Below are 15,831 nucleotides of genomic sequence, written 5' to 3'. Positions count from 1 at the left end.
ATCAGTGAGGGGACACCCGCTTTTGAGATTACGACAACAGTTTTGCTATTCCTTCATCCTTAACCATTCGCTTCTGAGCAATCCATAGGAATAAGTATCATGCCAGATTGGCTCTCCATTACTATCGTATTTAAAATAACCCGTCTGCAAAAAATGTCCTTCTCGACGAAGCTTCAATCGTTCAAGCAGTTTCCATGAGCGTGTATTTTCGGGATCACAGTTCGCAATCACACGTCTCATTTTCAGATTATCAAAGCCATAGTTTAACAATTGATTACAAGCCTCTGTAGCATACCCGCTTCCCTGAAAATCAGGGTTAAAAACATATCCAAATTCCCAAACGCCAAAAACCTTTGGTTCGCTCGCTTGAAAATATAAGTTGCCGATCATTTTTGTCGTAGATTTAAGACAGACTGCCCAAAAAGCACGGTCCGATGACCGTCTGAGCGCCTCAGTGCGAGATTCATCTGCATTAAACACGGAATAGGGCTCATATTTCACAACACTTTCTTGCGACAAATATTCATGAAGGTCTTTCCAATCCTCTGCTGAGAACCTTCTAATCCATAAACGTTCGGTTTCCATAATTTCCATCAGAACAACACTTCCCCAATATTAATAGTAAATATATACCATACACCCCATAATACCCCTATTCCTTTTTTATTTCATATGAGTAAAATCATTTCACAAACAGCAAATAGGCCTCCTTGGATTCCCAAGAAGGCCGATGAATGTTTCTCTATATCTTAACTCTGCTTAAACTGCCACCTGACGCAAATAATCGTTCGATATGCTTCTGAACGGTTGGGTCTGGGATCAGTGGCGGGGCTTGATGGGGTTTTACCCGAGCATCAATAATCACGTTATCACAGGACCAATGTTTATACTCAGTAGAACTGTTCACTCCATAGATATCATGAGATGGATTACTGCGGGTGAATGTCGCCCATAGGAAATTGTCGATCTTTTCACTCAAAAACTCGCTATCATCACACAAAATAATCATTGGGCAAGAAGGAAGTGACCCTTGCTCCTGAATAGCTTCACTAAGCTTGTTCATTTCCAGTGCTGCTTCAGCGTAGCTTGTGAATTTAGCGCCTTGAAGGGCAACAAGACCAGGCATCACCATTCGTGCATGTTCAAATCCCTGTAATTCTTTCAGCAGGCCTGGCACCTCTGTACATAGCTCTCTTTTCTTATCCCCTACTGCTGCGAAGATCACTTTACTTCCGCTGTTTAATCCTGTGCCGGAATAATCAAGTGTATCAATCGTGGTATTGGTATAAAAATGAATATCTCTATGAAGATTAATCCGCTCTAAGATATACGTCAAGAAATCCTCGATATTATGTGTGCTGATAGGCTGATTCTCTTCTGCTGTAATAAACAAAAACTTAGCTAAACTAAGCTGACCCGTCCCTAAAATCCGGTTAGCAATGGTCAGAATTTCTGCTGGCTGCTTTACTTGCTGATAAGGCGTATAACGTTCACTGCCAATGGCGAACAGCAGGGGATGAACACCCGCAGCATCGACTGCATGAACTTCTTTGACGCCCGGAATTTCTTGGCGGATAGCCCCACCTGTCAGCTCGTGAATTAACTCACCAAACGCGGTATCCTCTTGTGGCGGCCGGCCGACAACCGTAAATGGAAAGATTGCATTTTTTCTGGCGTACACTTTATGTACTCTCATTACTGGGAAAGGGTGAACCAAGCTATAATAGCCTAAATGGTCGCCAAAAGGCCCCTCCGGCTTCGTCTCACCAGGGTGAATTTCACCTGTTATTACAAAGTCCGCATCATTGCTGATACAATAACCATCCACATAGCTATAGCTGAAATGGCGTCCTGAAAGTAATCCTGCAACGATCATCTCACTCATTCCCTCAGGCAAAGGCATAACCGCCGATAAAGAGTGAGCGGGTGGTCCACCGATAAAACAACTTACTTTAAGCGGTTGTCCTTGGCGGTTCGCTTTTTCCTGATGTACGCCAATGCCGCGATGAATTTGATAATGAATGCCCACTTCTTTATTTAATTCATACTCATTTCCAGTCAGCTGCACACGGTACATTCCCAGATTGGAGTTCATAATGCCCGGCTTGTCCGGATCTTCTGAATACACCTGCGGCAAGGTTACAAAAGCACCACCATCTCCCGGCCAATGTGTGATTAGCGGAAGATCAGAGATACTAATTTCCTGAAAACCGCTTGGCAGACCCCCTGGCTTTTTAATAGGCAATGCTTTTCTCGCGGATAATCCGGTACCAACATATTTAAATGGATTTTTGAGTGCTTTTACGGGATCGTTGCGAAGGGCAATTACGTTATGTGTGGAGTCCCAAGTACGCCGAAAGATAAACTTACTGCGCTCTAACGTTCCAAAAAGGTTAGATACGGCCCGAAACTTCGAGCCTTTTACATTTTCAAATAATAATGCAGGTCCGCCAGCCTCATAAACCTTTAGGTGAATCGCCGCCATCTCTAGATAAGGGTCCACTTCTTCATGAATACGAACTAAATGTCCGTGTTTCTCTAAATCATTAACACACTCTTCTAAATTGCTATATTTCATTTCATTACTCCGATCTCTAGAAGGTTATTACAAGATTACTTGGATGCTTTAATTATACCCTGTAAGATATTAAAATAAAGCGCACGCGTACCCTATGTACTAGAACCTAACGTCTTTATCTTGTATTCTCTGGTTTCGGTTCACTCCGCAATATATTTTTAGCAGGAATACCTACAGCCGAAGCGTTATCCGGCACATCCTTTACCACGACAGACATGGCCCCGATATTAACATCGTTACCAATGACAACCGGTCCAAGAATCTTGGAGCCTACTCCAATAAAAGCTCTGTCTCCAATCACTGGCTCTCCTAAGTTATTTCTCCCGCCAATAGTCACTTGATGAAAAATAGTAGCATGGCTTCCAAGCACCGCTTTAGGACTAATGATAATCCCATTTAAACCATGCGGTAAATGAAGCGCGTCACCAATTTGAGCTTGAGCGTGAAGCTCGCCATTCGCAAGAATACGGACAAAAAGCACATCCATTATCCGATACAAAAGCCACAAAGGTTTTCGCACGATGCCATTCTTCACTCGATAATACACCCAATTTCCATAACGATAAGTAAACAAGGCCATAATCGTTTGAGGATTTTTCAGATTTGCTTTCCAGTCCGTTTTGAATGATTTCATCATTTTATCGTTCTCCTTTTTAGGGGCTAGGGGGTATGCACTGTATTCTGGAGTAATGAAGGCAGCTGTGGAAAAAACATCTGGAAGGATCGCAGACTGGAGGGTCAGTCGGGTGATGTACTTTCACCAGTGTAAGATAGATTCTGAGATTCATCAAGCAAGTGGACAGTTCTCTCTATATAATCATCAACCGATTTAGAGGCTTGTTAAACAACAACACGCGCCGAACAAAAAGATCGGCGCGTGTTGAACAGCATATTTTCTATTAAATCAGATCCAGAACAATCACATTCACGGAATTGGCAGCTAGCTTCACAATTGCCGTGTCTTTATCAATTACGATTTCCGTTTCAACTGGTGTAACCTTCTCATCATTTTTTCTGTTCACATTAGGTGTGTGAACCAGCGAGGCTTCTCCGGTTAAGGTAATCCGTTTACCCGTAGCAGCTACTTTTAAGCCTTTTAGATCAAGCTTCGTTGCTTTTTCTACACCATCCGCATTTACAAGCTTCACATAAAGATGCTTATCATCTTTAGTTACGGAATTGTATACCTCTCTGTTATAAGCCTCAAGCTTATAATCCAGTACTTTGCTTGTTACCTTGCCATCTGTATAAGAGCAAATCAAATGTTTGCCATCTGCTCCGCCATAATTAACGGTGATGGTATATTCCGTATGATCCGCAAGCTCTTCATAGCAACTGGCTCTAAGGTTACCAGCAGCGGTACTAGAGGAATAATCGCCGAGAGTATAAGCCTCAATCCCTTGCTTGTACACCTTGACTCCTGTGGCATCGCCATTATAGCCAATTGCATATTCGATAACATCTTTATTTTCCGGTGAGATTTCTGTCAGACCTGCGCCGACATAGAAGCCATCTTCGCCAGAAGCTTTTTCAGCTACAACCTCTACTTTATAATTAGTCCACGCATCATTAAGGATATACAATCCATTCAATCCGCCATTCTGCGCTTTCAATACCAGACCTTTGGAAGGATCAATCGTATATCCGGCAGAGCCAGGAATCACTTTCCAAGCTTCATCCAGCGGCTGCGTGAAATCTTGATCCAACCATACACTGCCATCTACATTCGAAGTCACTTTCACCCGTTTCACGATCACAGCTGATTTCCCGGCAGCCACTTCAATTCCTCCATGAGGAATGAGGTCTACCTTCTCCCCGTTGCGATAAGTCGAAAATGAGGTGCCAACCACTTTGGTTCCCAGGTATTTAGCATACAGCTGCTGAACATAATAGTTCGGTGTGTACCATACGGTTTCATCATCGAACCAGATGCAATCCGGTGTCCATCTATAGGTGCCATCTGTCAGAACCTTGTTGAACAACGGTGCCGTTGCCGCCAATCTAATCACATCAGAGTTATTCTCGAAGCTGGACATAATCGCCGCCTCAGCAACAGCTCCTGCCAATGTGTTTTTATCTGTGGAAGCATATTCACCCACAAAAACCTTTGAAGTTTCAGCCTCATCCAAGCTGCCGTCTTCCTTATAGGCTCTGTAATAGTAGTTGTAACGATCAGCATTCTCTAACAAATATTCATTGGAACGGTAGTAATGCTCATCCGCAATGGTATCCATGTAGTTCTTTTGTTTTTCGTACCAGGTAACAGTCTCTTCGATGCTCGATGTACCATCCGTAAAGCTGATTTTTTCCGAGCCCTGTAAATTTCCGCTTAGGAATTTCCAACCTTGCTGGTAAGCATCATCATCTGCCTGTGCACCCACGGTAGAGAGAATAGTCAATTCATGATCAGGATAGTTCTTCACCATATACTCATCAATCACTGTTTTAAAATATTCGAAGTTGGCGAAAAACTCTGTACCCCAGTTTTCATTCCCCACACCCAAATAACGCAGATCAAACGCTGCTTCATGGCCCATCTTTTTACGCAATGCAGCCCACTCATTATTGTCAAAATCCATGCTAATCGCAAAATCAATCAGATCCGTAAAGTTCTTCACATAATAATCTCTTAACGCACCGCCAGCTGGATTCGCATAATCCGAACGAGCTTGACAGAGTACGCCGCAGGCCATAACCGGAAGTGGTGTTGCGTTCAAATCCTCGGCTAATTGGAAATACTCCATATATCCAAGACCCATGGTCATCATGTAGCCCCATACGTTATAGTTCTCTTTGCGCAATTCGATATCGTTGACGGACTCTTTCCAATCGTACACGTTCTCCCAAATGTGAGAACCTTCAGAAATACAACCCCCAGGGAAACGCAGGAAGGTAGGATGAAGATCAACGAGTGCATTCACTAAGTCTTTTCGCAATCTATAGTTTGAATTTCCTTTATAGTTAGCATGAGCTGTAGCAGAACGTTCCTCTTCACCAGCGCCCCAAACGTCATCAGGAATTAAGGAAACCATATCAATGGAGATCTCACCGTTAAAGGTTAAAGCCAGCTGACCAAGCACAGTTTCAGATCCTGTTAATACAAGCTTTGAATCGATACCATACTTCTTCCAGCTGCCGTCACCGTTTACTTCAACAACTGCAGTATCGCTGATGGCTTTACCGTCTTTGTCGAGCAATTGCAAGGTAATTGTGCCCGCTGCTTCTGCCTTCGCCCAAATCGTGAAGTTGTACTTGGCATCTTCCTGAATAAACATCGAGCAGTGCTGATTGGAATCGGCAAAACCTCTATTATTAATCGTCGCGCCATCCGCTACCGTCACATAATGCGCATTCATATCTTTATCATCGATGCCGAAGAAATCGTTTAATCCGCCTGTATTATGGACAGTCATTTGGTCTGTATCCCCAGACCATGCGTGAAGAGGTGTATAATTTCTTCCGGTGGAAGCACCATGTACACCACATACATGCGAATAGCTGTCAAAAGCAAAAGATTCGAAGGAGCGATTCTGCACTAGCTCTGCATAGATCCCACCGTCTGCTGCATTGTTAATGTCCTCATAGAATAAACCATATAGAATTTGGCTAACATCCAAAATCTCCTGATTGCCGTCTATCGTTAAGGTGTAAGGTGGCAAATCTTCCGGAAGCACAGACACAGTGAAGCTCTTTTCTACTATATTAGCTCCCTTTTTCAAATGTGCTGTAAGTGTTACGCCTTGAGCAGATTGAACTCCTTTATTCACAACGCCTTCATTAGAAATAACTTTGGTATCGCTGGATACCCAAGATACGTCAACTTTCCCGCCCATCAGCGAAGCTGGCAATTCGATATCTTTGGTAATAATCGAGCTTGGGAAGGTTAAGTATTTATCTTTTGCAAGCTTAACGATATCTTCATCCGTCAAAGATTCGCACATAATTTCAATCACTTCATCTTGAGTTAAGCCAGCTTTATATACACGGAAGTCCGAAATATAGCCGCCAAAATCAACATCTGCCGCGTACTGGGATTTCCCGATTGTATTATTGCTATAATTCAGTTGATCTTCAAAAGTAGCAAACCATGTGCGCAGCTTAGCATATGTGCCACTAGAGGTTTGGCTGATCATTCCATCCGCAACTACTTCACCATTTACATACATCACAGGACCTGCACTGCTTAGTGTTCCACCTTTTGTGCCTGTAACTGCAAAGGAAACGTGTACCCATTCATCAGTCGCAAAGGATTTCCCTGGATCTGCAATTAAGTCTTCCCCTGCAAAACAAGTGCCCCGTAAATTGCGGGTTACAAAAAGATAAGGTCCTGTTTCACCTTTACCAAAATCAAAAATTCTTTCCCATAAGCTTGAAGCTTTGCTTACATACATCCAGGTCGAAATCGTAATTCCTGTATGGTCACTGACCTCTTTAAGCAGATCGTTAGGTAATGAAATATAGGATGTGCCATGTTCTCCCCCAGCAAGCGAAACAGCTTGTCTACCTGCTACGGATTTAATAGCCGGCAGCTTCGTACCTGAAGCGGTTCCATCATTGCCGTTCCCCGAGAAATCTTGACCTACATCCTCTGGATTATCAAACTTATAATGCGCAATTAGACTACCATTAATAAATTTGTTACCGTTGTCATTTTTCATAGAAGATCACCTGTTATCTTTATAGTAGAAATCTTAAAAACCTAACCAAATTAGTTCATTGCCGTTTATACGAAACATAATAACATATTTTATAGTCAATTAATATATTAACCAATTAATATTTATGTGAAATAAAAGAAAACAATTTTTATAATCAAATATTACCAAATCAATCATTTGTTTCATGGTAAAATATCTGTTAGTTAATAAAGGAGTGGTACAAGTGAGCGAGGTTGTGAATGATAAGGCCAATTCTAGTGATTTATTTACGATTGATTGTAAAGATATTTTTCTGCGGGAGTATAGCGTGGAGGATTTAGAGGAGTTTCATGCGCTTACTCTACAGCCTGAAATTATTGAATTCTTGCCAGATTGGAATGTTCCTAAAGAACAACGGTTGGACTGGTTAATAAACTATGAAATAAAAGAGAACCAGCAGTTTCTTCAAGCGATCTCAGCGGGCGGAGATATCGGAGAGCTTCGTCTTCGTTTAGGCATTATTTTAAAAGAGTCCGGTGAGTTTATTGGTTGGTGTTGTACAGGAATTAAGGATGAATTGCCCGTTCCTAACAGAGAGATTATGTATGCCATATCCAAGGATCATCGCGGTAAAGGCTACACTACTCAAGCTGCCAAGGGATTAATTAAGTATTTGTTTGATAATAGCTCTACCGATGTATTAAACGCCATTGCTCTGAAACACAATACCCCGTCTAATAGAGTCATTCAAAAATGTGGTTTCGAGCTTCTTGACGAGATTACAATTGAACATGAAGACTATAATTATTACCGGCTTTCCCAGCAACAGTAGAATGAACAGGTAGGATGTAAATAGCGCCCCACACTAAAAAACCTCTGTATGGGAAATGGAGATTCGGTCCATTTACCAAAACAGAGGTTTTATTGTGAATTCATGACTGTTGCTTCATGCGAAGCATTTGATCCAAAAGCTCTTTCACATCTTTTTCTGGAAAAGCTGCAAGCAGGGTCTCTTGAAAGGTATCTTGTGCACGAAGGAGCTTGTCTTCGCCAATGGCAGTCAAGGCAGTATAGATACTTCTGCGATCAGCATCACACGCTTTTCTTTCTAAAGCGCCACAGCCTTTGGCCTCAAACCGACTAACCAGTCGGGAAACTGCACTCTGGCTTAAACCCACCATAGCTTCGAGTTTCTGCAATTTCAGTTTCTTCTCCGGCGCTTCCGACAAAAATAACAGCAAATAAAATTCTTTTAAGGATAAGCCATGTTTGGCTTGTAGATTAGCTTCCAATTCATTCGTCACATTCATTTGTATATGCGTTAACGTCAACCAACTCGTTATAAGTTCATTGTTAAGAATGTCGCCCATTTTATTATTCATCTCCCGGGTGTATGGCTTTTCATGATTTTTTCCTTCTATATAATAGTACTACAATCCACAACCATACATAAAGTATAGGTTCGATACTTATACTTTATTTTATTTTAAAAAAAAGGAGAGACCGTTTCTCCAAGAAGCCGGCCCCTCCACACTTTACAATTATTTTGTTTAGACTTCACACTATTTAAATTAGTCTTTACCCATTAATTCTTGGAAACCCGAAAGAATATTGTCTGGGAATACCCGCATCTTTCTGAAGCTCAACCCCTGCTTCCAGCGTCCAGTATGGATTTCTCAACATGCCCCGGCCCACGGCAACAAGATCAGCTTCCTCATTCCCAATCACGGCATTAGCAAGTACAGGCTCATCCAATCTGCCAACCGCAATAACCGGAACATTCAAGCCATACTTGATTTCTCTGGCCAAAGGAACCTGATAAGCTGCATGCGTCCCTGGTTTCCCGGCAGCTGCGATAGGACCTTCACCACCTGCACTGATATGGAAAATATCTGCGCCTGCTTCTTTGTAAGCTTTACTAAATTCCAAGCTTTCTTTGATACCGTACCCGCCCTCAACATATTCTTGAGCGGAGATACGCATAATCAATGGCATTCCTTCCGGCATTTCACTTTTTGCTGCGCGAATGACTTCTGTACCAAACAGTGTTAAATCCTTGCCATATTCATCTGTTCTTTGATTGGTTAGAGGGGAATGGAACTGATGAATAAGGTAACCATGCGCTCCATGAAGCTCGATAACATCAAATCCCGCTTGTATCGCCCGCTTCACGCCCAACCGGAATTTCTCAACCATAGTTTTCACTTCTTCAGTTGTTAAGGCACGTGGTGTTTTGGAGTCAGCATCAAAAGGAACGTTAGAGGAGGATACAGGAACTGCTGCATCTTCTGCTTTACGTCCGGCGTGTGCAATTTGAATACCTACTTTAGCGCCATAAGAATGACAAGCTTCAACGATTCTGGCCAGTGCAGGAATTTGCTCATCAGACCAAATACCAAGATCAAAATCAGTAATCCGGCCATCAGGCTCCACGTCCGTCATTTCAATAATAATTAATCCGGTTCCGCCAACAGCGCGGCTTACGTAATGATTATAATGCCAATCCGTAGCAATTCCGTCTTTGTTAGACACTGAATACTGACACATTGGAGGCATAACCACGCGGTTCTTCAGCTTCAAATCCTTCAATTCATACGGGGTGAACAAGTCCTTCATGATATCTCTCCTCTTTATAAAAAACTAAGTATAGTATGATCAATGCTTCCAGTGAACATGAGTTTCTAAGTTCATCTTATATAAAATATTTATAAATGCATGCTCATGCATGTATATTATTATAGAATAGCGATGATGTCAACCGTGAATAATCTTCAGCTTAATGGAAACTCCGTGTATTGTTGAAACTTCTATCTTAAGGTAATATATGGATATCTATTTTTCTTTGAAAGGATGACCTCACTCGTGGACAAAAAGCTCTTACAATCGCATAGTATTTTCCCTACGTTGAATATTGAGCAAACCGCTGACTTCTACAGCCAGTACTTAGGTTTTAAAGCTGTACCCTATTTAGATACACAAGAACCACATCTTTGTTTGTATCGTGACGATACAGAGATTATCCTTACGCAATCCCATGGACAAAAGGTCATTCCCAATCGAGAGTTGTACGGTTATGGATACGATGCCTATTTTATTACGAAGCAGCAACAAGAGTTGGAGAAGGAGTTCGAAGCCGCCGGTGTTCATATTGTTCGTTCTTTATCAAACACCGATTATAATAACAAGGAATTTGTGATCGAAGATGTGGATGGTCGCTGGATTGCTTTTGGAATCAAAAAATAAAAAAACGGCTCTCAGCCGTTTTTTCTTGTATTTAAAAGAGTCCCCATAACTTCTTACAACTATTTTTACGGGAAGGATCCAAAACATCCGTAACCCCAATCTTATTTAACTTGTGTAGTAACTCTTCCTCGCTATGCTTGATTTTATAATCTAACTCCTCCCCATAGAGCGGAATTAACGTATAAAAGTGCACCACTTTCTCATGGCTCATTTCTAAATTAAAGAAACCGGCTTTATCTTTTACATCTGGAACCCAAACGAACATCCCTTGAAATCCTGTATCCTCACTATAAGGCTGGGCGGGATTACCGTTCACAAGCGTATGCCCCATATAAAGCCATGTATTATATTCATGCGGAAACCTAGCCATTGTTTTCAGGGCTCGAATCGGCCAATAATTCCGTTCATCCTTAAAAGCCTCATCCGACAGCTTCCAGGTAGGAGGGAGACAAATCATTAGTTCAGCATATTGATATTCTTCTGCACCTTCTGGCACCGTCATCGGTAATTCGCTCATTCCAGAGGTAATTAAAGTATAGAAGTTCCGCTCAGGCGTCGGATCAAGAATTAGAATATCTATCGACAGAACACCTGAAATAATTTCTTTAAAAACATTATCAATAACACCTATGTATTTTTCAATATGATTACATATTTTCTCATTAGACTGAGCAGAATGCATTCATAATTCCCTCCCTTATATATGTTTATCGGTATAAACAAAGGAGAGTTTATTGCTAATTCACAGAATTTCTTCTCCACTACCATGGATCTCGCAAAAATCTTTATGAACCCTACTAATTAATGCCGAATAACCTTGCCCCTGATCTAAAAGATGCTCCAAAAGGAACTTACTTATAAGCTCATTTAGGCAAGTATGAATTTCACAGGTTCTTTGTTTTAAAGTCTCTCCTTCCTCATAAAGGGGCAGATCGCTAAATGACATATGTGTAGCCTTTCGTATTTTTAGAAAAGATTTATGTCCCTTCCAATTCTGAAAAAGCGCCTCTTGTCCTTTGATGAAATCATTTGCCAGTTTCTCCTGTAATATATTACTTAAGGATTTTAAGGTCGAGGCCTTTTGCCTTAATACAAGAAGCGGCACAGTATTGTTCTTCTCTTCATTCTCAATATATAAGTGCATGCTTGCATCTAATAAAATAGCAGCTTTAATTCTATCGTCTTCCATAGTTAAATCTAATGCAGTAGCACCGCCGATGGAATGGCCGATAATACCAATCTTATTCATATCAAATAAGCCCTTCACATCTTTATCCATAGAATTAAGCGTGGACAGGTGATCCAGAACGTATTGAATATCTTTTTTTCGAATGGAAATTAAGTTATGTAAATCGGTATAATCCGCAGCTTTTATTTGCCTCATGGCTTCGGATTGATTAATAAATTCTCCACTAGGGCAAACAGTAAACATAGCTTCGTACGCAGCACTGACCGTTACCACTATGAAACCTTGCTTGGCCAGCGCTTCTATATTATAAATATACATATCTCTATCTAAACCTAATGCAGGTGAGTAGATGATGACTGGATAGGAGCGTTTGGATTTGCTTTGAAAGGTCCGATCGCTGATTGAGGTAGATAATGTATTTATGATTTCCATGTTCATGCCAATATCTTGTAGAAGCTCTCTCGCCTGTTGTTCACAGGGCCCGAAAAGCTCCATATATTTCATTGCAGATGCGTTTTTATTTAATACACCCTCTGTATCCGGATAATAAATACTTATAACTATTTTCCTTCCCTCTGACTCTTCTTGGAACGTTTCCGTGCGTGTGTAATCCTTCAATAATTCAACTTTTCGAAAAATTCCCATTGCCCCACCCCATCCTTCCTAATATTCTATATTTTAATTGATTTTCCCATTTACTGAAATGCAATCTCCTTAATGTCCATAATTATGTCGATTACAATGAATGGAATGAAGCTGTATGAACGGTTATAATACCTAAGTGCATAAGAAATCTCTAAAAACTTCAGGGATGTGGAAAATTTAATGGTGAATAATTCAGCATATACACTTTATTTACGTGAGGATTGGAAAAAACTAAGCGATTTCACCGCTATCCAATTATCAGAAGAAGAACTTATGGAAGTCCAAAGTATTAATGAAAAAATCTCCAGCGAGGATGTTAACGAAGTCTATCTTCCTCTGTCCAATTTACTAAATCTGCAACTTCTATCTGCTCATAAATTTAATGAGTCTATAAATCACTTTCTGAACAATGATCTAAAAAAAGGTCCATTTATCATAGGTATCGCGGGAAGTGTCGCTGTTGGTAAAAGCACTACGGCCAGACTCCTACAAAAACTCCTCTCACAATTACCTTCCCATCCAAAAGTGGATTTAGTTACGACTGATGGTTTTCTACATCCCAACGCAGAGCTGGAAAAGCGCGGTATAATGACGAAAAAGGGCTTTCCTGAAAGCTACGACACGCGTAGTTTAATTTCTTTTTTAACGGATGTGAAGTCTGGGGTGCCGCGGGTCCAAAGCCCTGTATACTCTCACTTAACTTATGATATTGTGCCAGATGAATATATTACGATTGAGAATCCGGATATTCTAATTGTTGAGGGCTTAAATGTTCTTCAGACTGCGATTACAAATAATCATAATATGCCTAACTATTTTGTATCTGATTTCTTTGATTTTTCTATTTATGTGGATGCCGATGTGAACGATATCGAGACATGGTACATTGATCGGTTTATTAAACTCAGAGATACTGCCTTCCAAGATGAACAATCTTATTTCAAAAAATATGCACAGCTGTCTCTAGAGGAATCTATTGAAATCTCAAAGCGGATCTGGAAAGAAATAAACTACGTTAATTTGCAGCAAAATATTCTGCCCACCCGAAATCGTGCCGATCTTATAATGCATAAGGACAACAATCATCACGTAGATCAAATTAAGCTGCGAAAATAAAGATTGAAGTCCTTAGCCGACCAAGTTGCTGAGATTCAGCACTTGGTTTTTTGGTGTTCACATGAAATTGGGTGAATATTCTGGGTTTAATGTCTCTGTCCTCTGATCAAGGCGAACGTATACTGTGGTACATTCGTACACAAACGTGAAGAGAGGATAAATCAAATGATCGATATCGCCTTGGCTTTTCAAGATAAGGATGGGAAATATGCTGAACATGCCGGAGTCGTTCTAGCGTCAATTTTTCATCATACGAGTTCCCCAATTCATATTCATATTTTACATGATGTTTCTTTAAGTGAAACTAATAAGCGCAGGCTTAGCGCATTAACTACAAAACATAATCATACCCTTAGCTTTTATTCAATCACTATGCCTGATGATCTAACTCAGGTGCTAGCCAATGTTAACTCCATTAATGTATGGACGCAGGCATGTATGTATCGATTGCTTCTTCCTGCACTAATACCCGTGGACAAAATCATCTATCTGGACTGCGATGTATTAGTGAATATGGACATTACTGAATTATGGCAGGTTGAACTGAATGACAAGTATTTGGCTGCAATTTGGGACCAGGGAATTAGAGAGGTTGCTCATATTGTGAGCGCTAAGGGATTAAATCCTGATCTTTATTTTAATTCCGGAGTGATTTTATTTTCTTTGCATAATATCCGCCAGAATACCAACTGGTACGAAGAAATGCTAACCTTCCTACGTACCTTTCCTGATGTCACCATGCCAGATCAGGATGTTCTGAATGCAGTTTTTGGTGGGAATTACCTCCCCCTTGATATCCGTTTTAATTCGTTCAACACAAACATTCCGGACCATGATTTCACTAACAAAATCATCCATTTTGCCGGAGATGATAAATGCTGGAATAAAGATTCCGCGGGTTCATCCCTATATCAGCAATTCCTAAAGCTAACCCCTTGGAGAATCACCAGAGCCAAAACCAGACGAAGAAAACGGAAAAGCAGCCCTTTAAAACCACACCTCACCCGAAAAAGAAACAAGCAGAAAATAAAAATTGTTCAGTTGAACTTAACCCCTATTCTTTTAGCCGATTTAAAACAAATTAGACCGATTAGACCGATTAGAAAAAGCCCCATTTGATATGGGGCGGCATTTCTTTAGTTCACTTTCGTAAAAAACCATTTCTGAGCATCACTCCCGTTATCCGTCCACTGCTGAACTGCTGCACCATCGGCTGTTGATGCTCCGGATACATCCATGGCTAATCCGCTCACTTTTGAAATAAGCTTATAATAGCCCCCTCCAACATCAATAATGCTCCATCGCTGAGCGTTGGTACCATTGTCATCCCATTGCTGCAGCTGTACACCGCTCGCGGTTGATGAGTTCGGCACATCCAACACTTTTCCACTATGCACCGCCGTAAGCTTGTAATAACCGTCGCCTGTACTCTCCACTTTAAATTTCTGATTATTGGCAGTGTAATTGGTCCATTGCTGCATTTTCGCCCCGCTTGCTGTGGATACATCTACTACGTCCAGAACCTTACCACTAGCCTTGTCAGCTAAAGTGTAAATCCCACCACTAACAATGCTTGAGGTAGGCGCAGCCTGATACACACGTACGTAATCAACCAGCATTTGAGCTGGGAAAGCAGTTGAAGCATTTGGACTTCCCGGCCAATTTCCACCCACGGCAAGGTTTAGCAGGATGAAGAAAGGTTTCTGGAACTCCTCCGTATTTCCGGTTCCGTTCTCAATATAAAAAGCATTAAATGGGTTGCCGTCTACAAACCATCTTATATAATTCGCATCCCATTCCACGCTGTACACATGGTACTGTGAGAAATCGAGGTTACCAGACACCTGACCGTACTCGGCATGCCCATTGGCATCCCAATGTACCGTCCCGTTAACAAAAGCATTATTGTTCACACGCTCCATAATGTCCGTTTCCCCAGATTTCGGCCAACCCACTGAATCAATATTCGCCCCAAGCATCCAAAATGCTGGCCAGAGTCCCTGTCCTGAAGGCAATTTGATTCTAGCTTCGATTTTTCCGTAGGTGAAGCTTTTGAGTCCCTGTGTTTTGATCCGTGCAGAGGTATAATTCATCCCCCCATACGACTCCTTTTGTGCAGTAATCACTAAATTCCCACCCGTTACCTGCAGGTTCTGCGGACGACTGGTATAATACTGAAGCTCATTGTTTCCCCAACCCCCGCTACCCGTACCTATTTCCGCCGACCAATTATTAGTGTTCAGAGAATTTCCATCAAATTCATCGCTCCATGCCAAATTCCAGCTTGATGCCGCGCTTGAACTCCCTGTAGGTACCCAAGCAATTAAGAGGGTGAACAGCAGAAATAGACTTAACATTTTTCCTTTTCGTAACATCGTCTTTTCCTCCTACTGATTTCATTGCGCGGCGCGCTCGCACATTTG

13 protein-coding genes are annotated in these 15,831 nt (G+C 41.3%); 4 read left to right on the top strand and 9 right to left on the bottom strand.

Translation table 11 applies throughout. The annotated features are described in order from the left end of the window. Positions 1–45: 45 nt before the first annotated feature. The 4 genes from MHI32_RS09785 to MHI32_RS09770 all read right to left on the bottom strand — a co-directional run bounded on the left by MHI32_RS09785 (position 46) and on the right by MHI32_RS09770 (position 7,236). The gene (locus MHI32_RS09785) at positions 46–594 is read right to left on the bottom strand and encodes a GNAT family protein (protein ID WP_175618910.1); all 549 of its coding nucleotides are present in this window, start codon (positions 592–594) and stop codon (positions 46–48) included. Positions 595–742: 148 nt separating this feature from the next. Then, complete coding sequence (locus MHI32_RS09780; protein WP_076191224.1) at positions 743–2,578, bottom strand: UbiD family decarboxylase; 1,836 nt, start codon at positions 2,576–2,578, stop codon at positions 743–745. Positions 2,579–2,693: 115 nt separating this feature from the next. Beyond that, positions 2,694–3,215, bottom strand: coding sequence for a serine acetyltransferase (locus MHI32_RS09775; RefSeq protein ID WP_036679239.1), 522 nt, complete (start codon positions 3,213–3,215; stop codon positions 2,694–2,696). Between the two features lie 262 nt (positions 3,216–3,477). Further along, positions 3,478–7,236: an alpha-L-arabinofuranosidase C-terminal domain-containing protein gene (locus MHI32_RS09770; RefSeq protein WP_340012254.1), complete on the bottom strand. Its 3,759-nt coding sequence runs from the start codon at positions 7,234–7,236 to the stop codon at positions 3,478–3,480. Positions 7,237–7,459: 223 nt separating this feature from the next. Here MHI32_RS09770 and MHI32_RS09765 point away from each other — a divergent pair, with 223 nt between their 5' ends. Then, positions 7,460–8,047 carry a GNAT family N-acetyltransferase gene (locus MHI32_RS09765; protein ID WP_340012252.1) on the top strand — a complete coding sequence of 196 codons (588 nt, stop codon included), beginning with the start codon at positions 7,460–7,462 and terminating at the stop codon, positions 8,045–8,047. A 100-nt stretch (positions 8,048–8,147) separates the two neighbouring features. On the opposite strand, the gene MHI32_RS09760 is transcribed toward MHI32_RS09765, so the two are convergent. After that, positions 8,148–8,585 (bottom strand): helix-turn-helix domain-containing protein, encoded by a 438-nt coding sequence (locus MHI32_RS09760; protein WP_081386204.1) that lies wholly within the window; start codon positions 8,583–8,585, stop codon positions 8,148–8,150. A gap of 208 nt (positions 8,586–8,793) precedes the next feature. Next, on the bottom strand, positions 8,794–9,831 hold the full coding sequence (locus tag MHI32_RS09755; protein ID WP_076191218.1) for an NADH:flavin oxidoreductase/NADH oxidase: 1,038 nt from the start codon (positions 9,829–9,831) through the stop codon (positions 8,794–8,796). Positions 9,832–10,077: 246 nt separating this feature from the next. Between MHI32_RS09755 and MHI32_RS09750 the strand changes: the two genes are divergently transcribed. After that, entirely contained in the window at positions 10,078–10,458 is a 381-nt protein-coding gene (locus MHI32_RS09750; protein ID WP_340012251.1) for a VOC family protein, read from the top strand. A gap of 31 nt (positions 10,459–10,489) precedes the next feature. On the opposite strand, the gene MHI32_RS09745 is transcribed toward MHI32_RS09750, so the two are convergent. Together MHI32_RS09745 and MHI32_RS09740 are read right to left on the bottom strand one after the other, a co-directional pair. Then, positions 10,490–11,140 carry a suppressor of fused domain protein gene (locus tag MHI32_RS09745; protein ID WP_076124958.1) on the bottom strand — a complete coding sequence of 217 codons (651 nt, stop codon included), beginning with the start codon at positions 11,138–11,140 and terminating at the stop codon, positions 10,490–10,492. Between the two features lie 60 nt (positions 11,141–11,200). Then, positions 11,201–12,292 (bottom strand): hypothetical protein, encoded by a 1,092-nt coding sequence (locus tag MHI32_RS09740; RefSeq protein WP_340012250.1) that lies wholly within the window; start codon positions 12,290–12,292, stop codon positions 11,201–11,203. A 180-nt stretch (positions 12,293–12,472) separates the two neighbouring features. Between MHI32_RS09740 and coaA the strand changes: the two genes are divergently transcribed. Beyond that, positions 12,473–13,408, top strand: coding sequence for a type I pantothenate kinase (coaA, locus tag MHI32_RS09735; protein ID WP_076124954.1), 936 nt, complete (start codon positions 12,473–12,475; stop codon positions 13,406–13,408). A 165-nt stretch (positions 13,409–13,573) separates the two neighbouring features. Then, a complete protein-coding gene (locus tag MHI32_RS09730; protein ID WP_076184303.1) occupies positions 13,574–14,527 on the top strand; it encodes a glycosyltransferase family 8 protein in 954 nt (317 codons plus the stop codon). 17 nt (positions 14,528–14,544) lie between these two features. Here MHI32_RS09730 and MHI32_RS09725 read toward each other — a convergent pair whose 3' ends face one another. After that, positions 14,545–15,783, bottom strand: coding sequence for an RICIN domain-containing protein (locus MHI32_RS09725; protein ID WP_036679228.1), 1,239 nt, complete (start codon positions 15,781–15,783; stop codon positions 14,545–14,547). Positions 15,784–15,831 lie beyond the last annotated feature (48 nt).

This window comes from Paenibacillus sp. FSL H7-0690 (assembly GCF_037980415.1).
GTDB lineage: Bacteria > Bacillota > Bacilli > Paenibacillales > Paenibacillaceae > Paenibacillus_AQ > Paenibacillus_AQ odorifer.
The sequence above is the reverse complement of the archived record's forward strand: the minus strand, read 5'-3'. Positions and strand labels throughout refer to the sequence as shown.